We start from the raw sequence: 15,045 nt of genomic DNA, 5'->3' as shown, positions 1-15,045 counted from the left end.
GGTATTTATTCCTACCACCAGACAAAACCAAACCAGAAACCAGTAAATTTGTGTGCTATGAAATGTTAAGGATTGAGCCATCAAAAGTGTCATTTATATGTCGACTTGAATAAATTTCAGCATCCGTTGTGGTGATTCGAATATTCATGGCCAATCTTTCTTTGTTCGACATGTTGGCCAATGAACAATGCATTGTACGCTCAGCAAAGATGACAAACTCTCCCTTACTAATAGGCATGGTAACGATGTCGGCGTCATCATCATTAACCCAAAAGGTTTTCTTAACCATTATCTTTTCAAGTTTCGCCATGGCATATGCTTTTACCTCTTCGTAAGGTTCCCCTAGCCAATCATAATCGTGAAAGATAGCAGAGGTATCCACGTCTAGAACCAAGGCGAGATTATTCACCCGTTGAACAATGTCTTCGACCGTACTGCACTCTAAAAATAGGTCTCGCCAAAATTCATACTTAGGCATGCTTACCATCGTTTTTCGGTACTGCTTTTTGTGAGAACCACAAATAAAACGTTGAGGCGCACATTCGATTTCAACGTCTGTTAACGCAATCCAAACGTTTAAATTCCACCAAGCCTTGTCTCTACATTTGGGCTTCAGACTCGGTATATTATTTCCTATTTCTTCCCTATCAAAATCGCCCCACTCTTGATGCCAGCCTGTACCGGTTTCATGGGACTTCTTATGGCATATTTTCGACCGCCACAACACCAAATCTTGTCCTGCTAACGATCGCAAACATGACACCAATGTAGGGTGTGTAACAAGCTCTTCGATGACTGGTGAAACGAGGTGCCAATCATGAACTGAATAACGTCTATGCAAGGGATGCACGCTAAGGTTAGAGATGATCTCTTTAACTACTTTTAGAGCGCCAGTAAGTAAAACCTCATTAGCAAATCGAGGCAGCGGACCTATAAAACCATTATTGATAAAACACTGTATCTGTTGTTCAGTAAGACCTTCAGATTTCATTTAGCTTCCTTTGTCTAACATCACGTATTAGTTCAATCTCTAATTTGCCAAGTCGTCATTAGATAGGAAGTAATTTAAGGATAATTTATTAGGGAAAAAGGAAGCAGTGTCGCTGTAAAAAATCGCTCAGAAAATCAGACGGCAGCCCAACTAAAGAACGAAATTCCCTCATATGCCTACCTCCTTAAACAATTCGTTATGTTAATTTCTTGTTTTTATGAACAAAATAGGAAACTTATTAACTGCAAAACTGATGATTACGGACATTACCTCATTACCTTTAAAGCTCTGAGAAAAATTCGAAGGGAATATGTAATCGCCATTCGCCAAAGTTGACAATAAATGTTTTTCTGTCAATGTTCTACGGCTACTTGACTCGTTCTTCAACGTTACAACAGCCCAACGCTCACCTCCCTCTTCACTCAGCAATATATAGTTAATAACCGTAAAATCGCTTATATTCGGTTCAATATTATCTTCATTTGGAAAAGCTAACTCGAACCTTTCAGAAACAACTTGCTCAATATTTATCGCCTCATAGCCATCTGATAAAGCAGAGAAAGACAAACACAAAAGAACAGAAATAATGTACTTACTCAATTTAAACCCTCCAATCATAAAGGCTTATTAGTCCGAGAAGTCGACCTAAAAAACAATGAACTAATCACTAGCCACTAACTCTATTTCGCTAACTCAGGACAACAAAAATCAAAGAGAGTGAACACTATAAAAAGCTTGGGTCACTTCCAATTTAAAACGCAACGATTGTAGAGCACCCAACAGTTAGCTTAACCAGTAAGCTATGTCTACGCTCTTTACGTGGCAAATAATTAATGATTAATAATTAGCGACTAATGACTATCTAGGCTCTGACTTATCTCTTTCTACTGCTCTCTTTCGTTTAATAGCTGCACTACAGTATTTTCTAAGCTGCTCACTGACCGATTTAACTCTATATAATGGACTTGATGCGTCGCCAACTCCTCCAATATCTGATCCGTTTCCAATTTGTTTAAATAATTGTGATACTTTTCGATTTCTTTCAATTGACGGTCTGAGTGTTCCGAAATCAAATTCATTTCGTTTATCTCGCTTTCTTTGTATATCAACATGTCTTTCAAGTAAGGTAATAATTTTGAAAATCCATCTTGTAATATTGAAGAGTCTTGATCTAACTCTTTTAATTGTTTTTTTAAATCTAATAATTGATTCTGCAATAAGGTTAGATCTCTCTGCGCTGTTTTGTTTACTTTGTGATGCTCGCTTATCATCTTTTTCTGCACTTGTTGCGTTCGTTGTAGTTTTTGAAATTCTTGTTTCAGCACCTCGATTTCTCGAGAAACTGGAGTTATGGTTTGGTTCAACAGTCGTTCTAAAGCGTTCATTAATCAATCTCCTATGATCTATATATAAGTTTTCTGTGACAAAAAGCATGAGTAAGTCATGTTCAGCAAGGCTATCAACCTCGCACTCAAGTAATACAGAACAACGGTTTAACATATGAACATGTTCCTCCACTGTGCAATCTAATAGTCCATTTTCATTTATTATATTTCTAAATAAATCTAATTCAGTGCTTATTGATGGAGTTAATCTAACTAGATTATCTATCAATTGAATTGGTGATATAATTTTCCGTTGTTCTTCTATATAACCTTTATATTTAGTACGAAATCGAGCATTATAATCAGCTTGAATATTACAATACTCAGCGAAATCATCAATCAACCGCATTAATAATCGACGCTCTTTGATGGCATCTCCAATACATTTATCGATGACACTTTTTTCTGCTGAACCAGGAGAAAAGCCAGTTATGAATGCCCAACCTCTCAGTAATATGACTTTCCCTTTATCTGATTTTAATCTAACAAACCCGTCGCCGTTATAATCTAGTTCATATTTATACTTATCCATAAATTCGTCAGAGCTTAGATACTTAATTATTGATGATGATGCAGTAACATTATCACGACCAATTATTTTCTCTAGGTCTTTTATAATTCTATTCTTAAGTTTACTATTTTTATCGTACTTGGATACTTTCTCAAAATATCTTTTTCGTTCGCAAGAGTCAGGATCTGCTAGTTTATACTTTAAGTTTATGATGCTTTGCATACAAGAAATAGCGTTATTAGTGTTTACCACTGGTGGTAACGGGTTATAATTACGATTATCTAAGCAGCTATACCGAGGAACGATTATATGAGTTTCAAATCTTAATTTATCTAGATGACGAATAATAAACATCACTTTTCTTCGATTATCTAATCCGGCAAACATAAACTTACTCAATAACTCAATTTCTTCATCCAGAATTTCTTTATTACGTAGTATTTTTTCCGTATCTTCTTTAGCGTGAGATATAACTAATGATGTATATTTATGTTTAGCCTTGCTATTTAATAGAAAACTCTCGACTAAGCCTCGATTACTAACTGTTATAAGCACCGGATCGATCAACCTTCGAGCACCTGTTATTTGAGATAGTTCAAGTTCGTACAACCCCTTAACATCTCTTTCAATTAAATCTTCAGAGTTCATCACTTCAGCAATGAGGTTTCTTAGATTTCGTCTTTCCTCATAGTCCTTAGCGTTAAGATAATCAAATTCAGATATAAGATAATCTAGTACCCTAATGTTATCAGAGTCATTATTCAGGTTTACACCAGTATCTTTCAACACTATTACAATCATGCTTAGTAATCTCTGCCATATACTATTGAAATATACTTCATCAATGTAGAAAGCTTGATTTCAATATTTGATAGCAATATTAACTCATTAGATGTCAAACTAGTTAATGATGAAATTTTTGACAATTCAACGAGCATTGCATTCATTTCACATTGAAGAAAAAGTAGTAACTCTACACTATGCTCCTCTCGAATGGTTTCATCACTAACATTAAGAAGCCTCGATATAATAGACGTTACGCTTATGTCTAAATACTTAGAAAGACGCTCATAGCGTATTTTTTCTTTAAGCGTAAGTCTGATATCTTTTCTCATTAGCTTATTAGTGTTGTTGACTATTAAGTCTGCCAAATGCTCAATGAACTCTGAACTTTCATAGTGCTTACTAAGATTTGTTTTGACGCTAATAATCGAATCAAGATCTGATGTTATTATTGCATTTAGTAAAAAATCGAAGTTTTCTTTTGCCTTTACATATGCAATAACATCAATATTGTTATATGAGTTTTCCATCAGTTATCACCCTGTACGGTATGTGAGGATACTTGCTGCTATCTATGTGAAGCTATTTAATGCCCACATTACATGACAAAATAGAGTCAACCCTTGCAATCTGAAGTATTAATATGTTGCCAAATGATTTACTTTTCTTGTTGTTTGTTTTTTCTATTTTCTCGCTCCTCAAGCCACTTTTTTATCGATTTATCTGTAAAACCTTTTCTTCTTTTACTAATAAGAATTGCATCGGGGAATTCACCCCGCTCTATCATTCTATTTAATGTAGACTGACTAATACTCAGCATTTCACAAACCTGTTTCGCACTGTATACCTTCATAACAACCCTTATCACCTTATTACTTAAATTAAATTGACTCTGCTTTAAAACAATAAAAACACATTAAAATAATAATATCAAACTCACTAAAAACTAATAGAACAAGGGTAATTAAGTGGGCTTTTTCTCTATAATAAATACAAATATTTTCGGTCAAACCCAATGAGACGCTCACATAAAATAGCTTTGTTATCAGTTGGTTATATAATTAATATAACAATAAAGGGTGGCGATTCATGTTAAACCATATGTGTATAAACCTAGTTTTAAGTTAGTGACGTTATTAGATCCGGCTCAAGCACATATTAGAAAAACAAACTTACCATTCATTATTATTGTGAGCTGGATTCTTTATAGAATATTCAGTTCTGTGAGTCGAATCTATATATTACTAATCTAACTTTCGATATACACTATGAATAACAGACCATATTAATTTATTATTTTTCTATACAAAGTAGTGACTAGATAGACTCATCGTGTACTCATCCGCCCTAGATAGTTCATCAATCTTTCGTTCACATAAATAGATAACAATTCGATTATCAAGTACAATATGCTCATTAAAGCTAACTAGAATAGCGCTAGATTTATGTACCCCACTATGTACCCCATAGCTCTAGATATTCACACTAAGGTAATAAAAACAAATGGTTAACAATGCAATTCAATGGTTCCCTGGGCATATGCATAAAGCCCTTAAAGAGATTGAAGAAGCGATCCCTCAAGTCGACGTCATTATCGAAGTTCTCGACGCTCGTATACCATTTAGTAGTGAGAACCCAGTCATCTCCAAATTACGTGGCGAGACTCCTGTAGTCAAAGTACTTAACAAGCGCGACCTCGCTGACCCAGAGCTCACTCAACTTTGGATCGATCATCTAGAGAAAGAGCAAGGTGTAAAAGCCATCGCAATCACGACATCTCAAGCGAGTGAAGTATCTAAGATTATGGAGCTTGTTCGTAAACTTGCGCCACACCGTGAAGAGATCGGCAAAAATATTCGTACCATGATCATGGGGATTCCTAACGTTGGTAAATCAACCATCATAAACGCGCTTGCAGGCCGAACTATTGCAGTCACAGGTAACCAGCCCGCTGTAACTCGTCGCCAGCAACGTATCAACCTACAAAACGGTGTTGTACTTTCTGACACTCCTGGAGTGTTATGGCCAAAAGTTGAAAACCCACACAGTGGCTTTCGTTTAGCAGCCACTGGCGCGGTGAAAGATACGGCAATGGAATATGACGAAGTTGCGTTCTACACCGTTGAGTATTTGGCCAAACAGTATCCAGATAGGCTAAAAGAACGTTACAACATTGAAGAGCTGCCTGAATCAGATCTCGAACTTATGGAAGAGATTGGACGTAACCGTGGTGCGCTCCGTTCTGGTGGCCGTGTTGATTTACACAAAGCCTCAGAGATCCTTCTTCATGAATTGCGCAGCGGAACACTAGGGAAAATCACGCTAGAACTTCCAGAAATGATTACTCAAGAGCTGGTTGAAGTGGAAATTGAAACCGCGAAAAAAGAAGAACAGAAGATTAAAAAGAAAGAAGAACGTAGAAAACGTTACCTAAGAAATAAGCGTTAATTCACACGTTCTAATTTTTTACGTCATTTAAAATACCGCTGCTATTAGCGGTATTTTTTATATAGGGGAGCACAAGACCCCCTATATGCGCGTAACAGATTACCTAGTCTCTACTTTAAACTCCCCGACCATAGCTTCAAGCGAATTAGAAAGCTCATCTAATTGCCCACTTGATTCTGATATTTGGTGCACAGAGCGCTCCGCCTCTATCGACATTAAGCTGATCTCCTGAATGTTTCGATTGATCTCTTCTGTAACGCTATTTTGCTCTTCAGCAACCGTTGCAATTTGAGTCGTAATATCTGCAATTACGTCTACCGATTCTGAGGCCACTTTTAATGATTCCGTTGTTTTTAACGCATAGTTTGCAACATGCTCAGCGTGTTCAATGCCATGCTCCATGACGTCTCTCGTTTCTGTTGCATCTCGTTGCAACATGGCGATCATCTGCGACACTTCTTCACTTGACTCTTTGGTACTAGAAGCCAAAGAACGAACCTCATCAGCGACAACAGCAAAGCCACGCCCTTGCTCTCCGGCTCTCGCCGCTTCAATGGCTGCGTTCAGTGCAAGCAAGTTAGTCCGCTCTGATATCGATGTTATGGTGGTTAATATATTGGAAATATTTTCTGCACTGCTGTTTAAACGCGTGATTTTTTCTCGAGAATTATTGAGACCATCAGATAACTGGCGAATTTCGGCAGAAACGTTAGTTACTTGCTCATAACTTGTCGTTACTTTCTCTTGCGCGAGTATAGAGGCTTCAGCGGCTTCATTGGTACTTTTCGTTACTTCTGCAACCGTAGTTGACAATTCATTCATTGCATTGGCCACTTGATCAGTGTTTTGACGCTGTTGATTCACGCTTCTGTCTGTATCGCTGGTGACCTTCGTTAACTGCTGTGATGCGTTTGATTGTTGTAATGCCGCGTCCGATATTTTCATTAGCATTTCTTTTAAACTATTCGCCATTTGATGCATGGACAAATAAACGCCACCAGCTGATTCATGAATCTCAAACTCTTCGGAAAGATCCCCGCTAGCAATGTTACTGGCTATTCGCTGCATAGCACTAGGCTCGCCCCCTAAAGGTTTCATGATACTTCTAGCGATGACCATTGCGATGATGACAATAAACAAAATAACGACACCAGCTAACGTTAACATTATGTCCCTAAGATCATAGAACGCCGCGCACGCTTCTTTCTCGTCGATTTCGGTAATAATCGCCCAATTGAGTCCGTGTACATTTAAAGGTTCATAAGCAGACAGTACAAGCGTATTGTTGTAATCGTATATTGCCCCAATTCCCGCTTCACCGTTGAGTGCTTTCTTCACTGATTCTGTATTCACGCTACCAGTTTCAGGCTTGGCAAATGATGCATTAACACTTCGGTTCGTTGGGTCTAAATAGGAGTCCGAACGCATCAATTTATCTCCCCCAACTAAGTAAGTTTCACCTGTTTCTCCTAAGCCAGAGCGCTCTGACATAATCATATTAAGGCGGTCAATCGGAAACTGAAACGCGAGTACACCTACTTTCAGCCCATTGTCATAGACGGGTACGGCAATAAATCCCGCAGGTGCGTTATAGGATGGTAAATATGGGGTAAAATCAACGAGTGAAGCCCCCTCATTTCGATCTGCTGATTTCGCTTTCTGAAATGCTTTTGCCAGACCACTATTTGCATAAGGACCGTCTATCATGGACGTTCCGTAGTCCACTTCTTTGAAGACGGAATAAATAATATTTCCCGTATCAATATCCAACAAGAAGATATCGTAGTAACCAAACCTATCTAAAAGATCGTTTAAATATGGGTGTATGCCGGCATGGACTTCATCGTACTTTGAATTTCTTCCAGATCGTACTTGGCTATCTTTGCTCCCTACTGCGGCTTGATTATTGACAATGTAATCGAGTTGGAGAAGCTTACCGCTAGGGCTGATATCTCTAGTTAACTGTAACGCTGTTACATTGCCTTTCGTATTCGGAGATTTTTCAATTAACGTTGATATAAAATTATCGCGATAATAATTAGCAAGCTTTCGATCAATACCCGATTCAGCTTCAACATTATAATTTGTCGATAACTCGTTAAAGGCATTAGAAAAAGCAGTGGTCGCGTCTATTATGGATTGATTATTAGCAAGAGAGTTTGCTTGTTCTACTCTTGTATTTAGGTATTCAATTACCGCCGATTTTTTAACTTCTCTTAATGCGATTAACTGACTAAAGGTTTGTTTCTCGAAGTTTTTGTTCGCAACATACAGTGACCAAGTGGAAATGATCAACGCTGGGGTTAAACCAATAATAAGCAATATTATCAGTAGTTTATATTTCAATGACATGGTTACCTTCCCAATCAACGAGGTGTTGTCTAGTTAGCCGTACCGTCATAGGGAACGTTAAATAGAACGACGATTACGTATTAGGTCGTGTAATAATTCGTATTGCGCAAAATACGTAAGTTGTTTGGGTGCTGTTCGCACCTAGCCTTGTAGTGACTTTTTGTCACTTATTTTTCTGACTTATTAATCGTAGTAGAGAACTGGTTGCATAAAAAAACCGCCTTCAATAATTTGATCTAGATCATTTTATCAAGACGGTTCTTGTCGATAGTTTCATTAATAACACATAATTTTATAAGGGGTATTAAGGGTTATGTCTCTCTTAAATCACTCAATATCTGCTAGTTTTATTAATACTTTTTCTAATTGATCCCAAGGAAGTAACTGAGAATCAATAACTTCAAGGCGAGATTCAAAACCTTGCAATGATAAATTGTTCACCGACAGCACGCCATTTGCCTTATTAAAGGTAAAACATCCCTGGTCAGTATTGATAACACCTTTCACTCGTTCTGCTGTTAAGTCGCTTAGCATGGAGAACAGATCATCAAAGTTAAACTCTACTTCCGGACCAAATAACCAACCACAACTCTTATACCCTTGTCCTGAGTTCTCTTTTCTAATGTACGTTTGGCCTGGAGGAAGCTGGAACTGAGGCTCCATCTCTGCGTGTTCATGGTGATGGTCTTCTATTTGGGAAGAAGCGCTACCATGCAAGCGTACGTTGTCTAGAACTTCTAAAGGCAACTCACCGTGCTTAATCAATTTGCTGAAGGTTTTTGCAGGAGCTTGATCGGTAATCCAATCGTTAAACGCATCGATATCGGCAACGGTACACTGATCGACCTTACTACCAATAACCACATCAGCAGTGTCGAGTTGATCATTAAAATTCTGATTTTCGGTATATTTAGTATTACTCAAGTTTCTAGGATCAACCAAAGCAATGGTCGCTTTTAGATCAACGTATTTTTCGTACTGTGGAGAAATCAATGTTGCGACGACTTTCTTAGGGTGACCAAGCCCTGTTGGCTCAATCAATAATCTATCAGGCTTGGTTCGTAGTAGCGCATTGATTCCCACGGACATTGGCACTCCAGCGGTACAACACATACAACCGCCAGGTACTTCTTTAATTTGTGCACCTTGTTCGGTCAATATCGCTCCGTCTATTCCAATTTCTCCAAACTCATTGACCAATACCCCCCACTTTTCATTGTCCGGTTTGTTTTTCAATAAGTTGAGGATAGTCGTCGTTTTACCAACACCTAAAAAGCCAGTAATTATGTTGGTTGGAATTCGCTTTTCCATTAAATAGCCTTAGCGTCTGAATTATTCATAAGAGTATATCGGGAATTGAATATTTTTGAATATCAAACTGATTTAAAAAGAGTAAAGGAGTAAGTCTCTAAACGACGAAAGGCGCACTACAATGAGCGCGCCCTATCCCTCGTTACTCAATCGTGAGTTCGCGAATCAAGCCAACTTATGTTGCGACTTGAACTTTTACGAGGAGCTAAATTTTGTTTCTTTGAATCCATCCAAATTGTATGTAAGGCCCTAGTGTTCCTCCCTGCGAGTCGGTGGTTCAGATTGCCTTACACATTAACTATGGTTCAAATTTCGTCATTTACAAGCGACGAAAGTGACGTACATCCCATTTTCAAACACAATTTTTTCAATTCTACTTCTTGGTTGAGTGAGTATTTTAAAAATCTTATTTTCCAGCTGTGTTGGATATCATTCATTCACCGGCCAAAATTATGCCAATGGTCTTATTTATAGGGTTTAATTACGTCATATTCTTCACTAACGTCTTATTTTATTTGAATAAGTCGTATTAAGCGACATTGGTAGTATTTGCATACAAACCTAATAGATTGATACTATGCGCATCACAAAAGCCAAGCGTCCCCTAGGCTTCATTTACCGCGTTCTCGTATGGAGTAATTCGTTGAACTGGAAAAGGTTTACCCAATTTAATAGTGTCCCCCCTTCTCAGGCTTCATTAGCGCTAGGTATTATTGGGTTAGGCCAAGCATGGGATTTATATGTTCCAGAAATTGGAGGCCCAATACGTCCTTTTCTAGCAGGGTTAGGCGCTATATTACTTATGCCGGTTTTGCTCAAATACTTAACGAGCTATAGAATGTTTATTAGTGATCTTAAGCATCCGCTAAGTGGCAGCTTAATGGCTCCGATAAGTATGTCTTTGCTTATTCTTTGTGATTACCTTGCCGCTATTTCTCCCATCATTGCCTACCCTATTTGGGCTGCCGCATTGATACTGCACATAACCATGATGATACTGTTTTTCACATTCCAGCTATCAAACTTTAAGATGTCTAATGTCGTACCGAGTTGGTTTTTATACCCTGTTGGCTTGATCAGTAGCTCATTGGCTGGCACACAATTCGGGTACAATGTCTTCTCTTCAACCTTGGTTAATACCTGCATCGGTATCTATTTCTTTATGTTACCTGTGGTTTTGTATCGTCTTGTATTTGAAGGGGCACTTTCAATTAGAGCGAAGCCTACCCTTGCCATTATGGCGGCACCAATTAATTTAACGCTTGCTAGCTACCTAGTTAACTTTTCGAATCCAGATCCAATAATGACAGGTGCATTGGCTGGCATAGCCGTGACGATGACCCTGTTTATCTACTTGTGTTATTTCAGGTTAATGCGACTTCAATTCAGACCATCCATTGCAGCCGTCACGTTCCCTTCGGTAATTAGTTCAATAGCAATGTTTCGATTAACTGATTTCTTCGAAGAGTACCATCCACATTGGCATTGGTTACATAAATTTGGTTTCCTTGAGTTAACCATTTCAACGGTACTCGTTATATGGGTTTCTTTACGCTATGTGAAAATGTACTGGCCCGAAAAGCTCGGTAAAAATTAGTATTATTATGATGGTCATGGTCATCTCTTAATTTTCATTCACCATATGATTTCTCGTTACCACTAACAATGTAGACTTCCGATGGAATATAGATTTGTATCTAACTGTATTTCTGAGGATCTTTATTTGTAACCTTAGCTAAAAAATAGATTTTTCGTAGTCGACCAGTTCATAGTTTGCTGTCATAGATAATGAGTCAGCTGGCACTGAACCGTTAAATACTAAAAGGTATGACTATGAAATATCCAACAAATTTGGCTTTGCCCTATGTGCTAGAAAAACAATTGTCTAAAAGTATTGAGGCATTAATTACGCCTCAAGATAAAGGGAGAAACTTAGTTCTAGGTAGAAGCCCTAAAGTAAATGATGTTATTTTGCAGAGCAATGACTACTTAAGCTTAGGTAGCCACCCTTCGATTATAGATAAACAAATATCCTCATTAGCTTCCTCAACAGATAATGCATTTATGTCGAATGTATTTCTCCATAATGATGGAATCAACCAACGTGTTGAGCAAGAGATGGCTGAATTTACCGGTTTTGATAACTGTACCATTGTCCCGTCAGGATGGATTGCGAACACGGCGTTAATGCAAACAATCTGCCACTCCTCCACAAATGTCTACATCGATTTTTTTACCCATATGTCGCTTTGGGAAGGCGCTCGCTATGCAGGTGCTAATATTCATCCCTTCATGCATAACAATACACGGCACCTAAAGCGGTTGATTAAGAAGTACGGACCAGGGGTAATTGTTGCCGATTCTATTTACAGTACACTTGGCACCGTTGCGCCTCTTGAAGACATTGTCGACGTCGCAAATCAATATCACTGCGCCACCGTCATTGATGAGTCCCATTCACTGGGAACCCACGGACCACAAGGCTCAGGCTTACTTCAGAGCTTAGCGCTTACGCCACATGTTGATTTCTTAACGGCTAGCCTAGCAAAGACATTTGCTTATAGAGCTGGTGGGATCTGGTGCAATAACCGATATGGGGAAACTCTCCCTTATGCTGCATATTCGTCAATATTTAGTTCAGCGATGATGGCCAATGAGTTAGAACGCATTAGCGAAACGTTACGAGTTATTAAATCGAGTAACCAAGAAAGAGACGCTCTTTTCACCCATTCAAATGCACTCATTCAGGGCTTAAAAGAGATTGGCTTTAATATTAGGAGCGAATCGCAGATTATTGCCCTTGAGACGGGTGACTCGCAAAACACAATTAGGGTAAGAGACTTTTTGGAACGCAATGGGGTATTAGGATCTGTGTTTTGTACTCCCGCAACACCAAATAACAAAAATATTATTCGATTATCAGTAAAAAGCGATATGACTAAAAAGGAGGTTTCACATGTCGTCGAAGTATGTAAGAAGGCTTACAATAATCCCGAATTGTATTTCATTTAAACAACGATAAAACCTTAAATAAAACCATCAATGAAAAAGGACTTAAACACTACGTGTTCAACGTATAAAGGGGCACGTAGTGTTATGTTTAATGCTTAAAAGTGTACGTTAAATATAATGTTCTAATTTAGAGACTAAAACATCATTCGTCGCTGGTTTGATTATATAATCATTCATGCCCACTAATTTCATTTGTTCGATACACTCACTACTGTTATCACCAGTATGTCCGATGACGGGTATATTCGCCTTTTCACTCAATGAACTGCGAAGCAATTTTGTTGCCTCAAAGCCATTAAGCAGTGGCATTTCAATATCCATGATCACCACATCAACTTCTTCTGTTTCAACTAGCTTCAATACATCATTGCCATCTTTGGCCTCAATGACTTGAAACCCCTGTTGCGAAAGCAATATCGATGTTAACGAACGAACTGAGTCATTGTCGTCCACGAGTAATACCGTTCTATCAAACGATGTGGTTTTCTTCGGTACTCGATTTCGGTCTTCCACTTCATTGACAAAAATTAGCCTATCTAACGTATCGTTAAACGAATTAACCATTTCAAGTTTACTGATTGCAGATAGCTGTAAAAACCGATTGAAGTTAGTGTGATACTCAATGCTAGGGTCATACAGATATATAATTTTCGCTTCCGTAAAGCACAAGTTAGTCTCCAAGGCATTTAAATCCATTTCAGAAATACTATCGAGATCAATAAAAATCAAATCGTACTCAAATTGATACTCTTCCAGTTTTAGTGCCTTCTCTATGGAGACATAGTTTAAACGGTAACCCAAATAGAATGATTGCTCATTGAAACTTCGATTGATAGAAAACTCGGTCCCAATGGAAAGAATGGTCTTGCTGCGAATAAGATCAAACTTAATATCTTGAACGGTACTTGAACGATATTTAGGAAAGAGAAGAGTAAACTCTGTCCATTCCCCTACTACTGAACGGCACTCGATGTCCCCTCCGAATGAACGCATTACACGGCGACAAAATGGCAGGCCTAGCCCGTAGCTTCCATTTTTTCCAAAGGTATAGAAATCATTAAATATTGCTTCAACTTTGCTCTCTTCAATACCTAACCCATTATCTTTCACACGCAATATATTGGTAGTTTCTCCTGCAATCACTTCAATATGAAGATTAAACTGTGATTCACTCTGATAATAAAACGCATTTTTGAACAGGTTATACAAAGCATATTTAAGTAAAGTATCACTACCGAAATAATCGAAGCTTCCCTTTACATCCACCGTAACGGCCTTTTGAGCATCGAAAGACTGATAAGGGTAACTGCTGATTGCATCCTCCAATACGGTGTCAACGGAGTGCTTTAAAAACGTAGAGCGGGATACTCTGTTCTGGTCGATAGAGGTTAAAAGAAGATCAATGGCTTCGTTACCATTTTGAATAATACTATTTGCATCATCAAGTAGGTCACTCATCTCTTTACGATCGTGTGATGATATAAGAGGAGAATTAGGTTCTTTGCCTACAAGTGTTGCCTTCAGCAAATCCACCGTTGTTTTAAGCGCACTAAGAGGGTTTCTCATCTCATGAGCAATACCTGCACCAAATGATTTTGCCAATGAGATCCTAGCTTCATGCTCAAGTTGATTGCGAAAATAGAACAAGTTACCAAATAAGTAGGTGAAACCAAAAACAGGCACATAAGACCAATCTATTTCGTGTATCTCTACTTCTCCAGTTATCAAGTAACTGAGTACGAAAGCAAACCCTATCGATACGACGCATTGAGTAACCAATACTTTGGTTTCATGAACCAATAATATGTGCAAAAAGATCGACGCCATAAATGACATGACCCAGACACTCGACCAATCATTCATCATCAACATAAACGAAAAGAAGAACGGTAAGCACAAACCAATACACCACAAATAGTAGTGCGGTAGATACTTTTTAAGGTAATGAGGGAAGAAGTTTCTAAGCGCAAGCGCTAACAAAGAGAGTGAACAGATAAGTCGGAATGTTAGATTTTCATAAGGCTGTGGAAATAAATAGGCCCAAACATAATAATAGGTTGGAAAGCCGATAAAGCCCATCCAACCCACTATCGTTAGGTTTGGTTCTGCATATTTGTATATTTTGTTGACCACAGCCATGTCACTATCCTAGTAAATATGCATTGGTATCAACATTTCATACAAAATGATGACTTTTCAATTATTGGGAACTTCAGATAAATGGCAGTTACCATTATTACTGCCTTGTTCTG

General features: G+C 38.2%; 11 protein-coding genes. 3 read left to right on the top strand and 8 right to left on the bottom strand.

Going from position 1 to position 15,045, the window contains the following annotated elements; genetic code table 11:
• Positions 1-55 precede the first annotated feature (55 nt).
• The 5 genes from KP803_RS11685 to KP803_RS11665 form a co-directional block, all read right to left on the bottom strand.
• Positions 56-991 carry a phytanoyl-CoA dioxygenase family protein gene (locus KP803_RS11685; protein WP_248009010.1) on the bottom strand — a complete coding sequence of 312 codons (936 nt, stop codon included), beginning with the start codon at positions 989-991 and terminating at the stop codon, positions 56-58.
• A gap of 201 nt (positions 992-1,192) precedes the next feature.
• Positions 1,193-1,591 carry a hypothetical protein gene (locus KP803_RS11680; RefSeq protein ID WP_248009009.1) on the bottom strand — a complete coding sequence of 133 codons (399 nt, stop codon included), beginning with the start codon at positions 1,589-1,591 and terminating at the stop codon, positions 1,193-1,195.
• A 258-nt stretch (positions 1,592-1,849) separates the two neighbouring features.
• Complete coding sequence (locus KP803_RS11675; protein WP_248009008.1) at positions 1,850-3,688, bottom strand: hypothetical protein; 1,839 nt, start codon at positions 3,686-3,688, stop codon at positions 1,850-1,852.
• Positions 3,689-3,690: 2 nt separating this feature from the next.
• The gene (locus tag KP803_RS11670; RefSeq protein ID WP_248009007.1) at positions 3,691-4,200 is read right to left on the bottom strand and encodes a hypothetical protein; all 510 of its coding nucleotides are present in this window, start codon (positions 4,198-4,200) and stop codon (positions 3,691-3,693) included.
• Between the two features lie 128 nt (positions 4,201-4,328).
• A complete protein-coding gene (locus KP803_RS11665; RefSeq protein ID WP_248009006.1) occupies positions 4,329-4,523 on the bottom strand; it encodes a helix-turn-helix transcriptional regulator in 195 nt (64 codons plus the stop codon).
• A gap of 650 nt (positions 4,524-5,173) precedes the next feature.
• Between KP803_RS11665 and ylqF the strand changes: the two genes are divergently transcribed.
• Positions 5,174-6,118, top strand: coding sequence for a ribosome biogenesis GTPase YlqF (ylqF, locus tag KP803_RS11660; protein WP_248009005.1), 945 nt, complete (start codon positions 5,174-5,176; stop codon positions 6,116-6,118).
• A gap of 99 nt (positions 6,119-6,217) precedes the next feature.
• Here the strand turns inward: ylqF and KP803_RS11655 are convergent, their stop codons facing one another.
• Positions 6,218-8,470: a methyl-accepting chemotaxis protein gene (locus KP803_RS11655; RefSeq protein ID WP_248009004.1), complete on the bottom strand. Its 2,253-nt coding sequence runs from the start codon at positions 8,468-8,470 to the stop codon at positions 6,218-6,220.
• Between the two features lie 327 nt (positions 8,471-8,797).
• Complete coding sequence (locus tag KP803_RS11650) at positions 8,798-9,781, bottom strand: CobW family GTP-binding protein (RefSeq protein WP_248009003.1); 984 nt, start codon at positions 9,779-9,781, stop codon at positions 8,798-8,800.
• A gap of 643 nt (positions 9,782-10,424) precedes the next feature.
• On the opposite strand from KP803_RS11650, the gene KP803_RS11645 reads away from it, so the two are divergent.
• Positions 10,425-11,378, top strand: coding sequence for a TDT family transporter (locus KP803_RS11645; RefSeq protein ID WP_248009062.1), 954 nt, complete (start codon positions 10,425-10,427; stop codon positions 11,376-11,378).
• Positions 11,379-11,614: 236 nt separating this feature from the next.
• The gene (gene cqsA, locus KP803_RS11640) at positions 11,615-12,793 is read left to right on the top strand and encodes an alpha-hydroxyketone-type quorum-sensing autoinducer synthase (RefSeq protein ID WP_248009002.1); all 1,179 of its coding nucleotides are present in this window, start codon (positions 11,615-11,617) and stop codon (positions 12,791-12,793) included.
• Between the two features lie 108 nt (positions 12,794-12,901).
• On the opposite strand, the gene KP803_RS11635 is transcribed toward cqsA, so the two are convergent.
• Positions 12,902-14,932 carry a hybrid sensor histidine kinase/response regulator gene (locus KP803_RS11635; protein WP_248009001.1) on the bottom strand — a complete coding sequence of 677 codons (2,031 nt, stop codon included), beginning with the start codon at positions 14,930-14,932 and terminating at the stop codon, positions 12,902-12,904.
• Positions 14,933-15,045 lie beyond the last annotated feature (113 nt).

Source organism: Vibrio amylolyticus, from assembly GCF_023145695.1.
GTDB lineage: Bacteria > Pseudomonadota > Gammaproteobacteria > Enterobacterales > Vibrionaceae > Vibrio > Vibrio amylolyticus.
The sequence above is the reverse complement of the archived record's forward strand: the minus strand, read 5'-3'. Positions and strand labels throughout refer to the sequence as shown.

What these genes read in the sequence shown, in the direction of transcription:
- KP803_RS11685 (WP_248009010.1), bottom strand. Translation starts at nt 991, where the DNA reads ATGAAATCTGAAGGTCTTACTGAACAACAGATACAGTGTTTTATCAAT.
- KP803_RS11675 (WP_248009008.1), bottom strand. Translation starts at nt 3,688, where the DNA reads ATGATTGTAATAGTGTTGAAAGATACTGGTGTAAACCTGAATAATGAC.
- KP803_RS11670 (WP_248009007.1), bottom strand. Translation starts at nt 4,200, where the DNA reads ATGGAAAACTCATATAACAATATTGATGTTATTGCATATGTAAAGGCA.
- KP803_RS11665 (WP_248009006.1), bottom strand. Translation starts at nt 4,523, where the DNA reads ATGAAGGTATACAGTGCGAAACAGGTTTGTGAAATGCTGAGTATTAGT.
- ylqF (WP_248009005.1), top strand. Translation starts at nt 5,174, where the DNA reads ATGGTTAACAATGCAATTCAATGGTTCCCTGGGCATATGCATAAAGCC.
- KP803_RS11655 (WP_248009004.1), bottom strand. Translation starts at nt 8,470, where the DNA reads ATGTCATTGAAATATAAACTACTGATAATATTGCTTATTATTGGTTTA.
- KP803_RS11650 (WP_248009003.1), bottom strand. Translation starts at nt 9,781, where the DNA reads ATGGAAAAGCGAATTCCAACCAACATAATTACTGGCTTTTTAGGTGTT.
- cqsA (WP_248009002.1), top strand. Translation starts at nt 11,615, where the DNA reads ATGAAATATCCAACAAATTTGGCTTTGCCCTATGTGCTAGAAAAACAA.
- KP803_RS11635 (WP_248009001.1), bottom strand. Translation starts at nt 14,932, where the DNA reads ATGGCTGTGGTCAACAAAATATACAAATATGCAGAACCAAACCTAACG.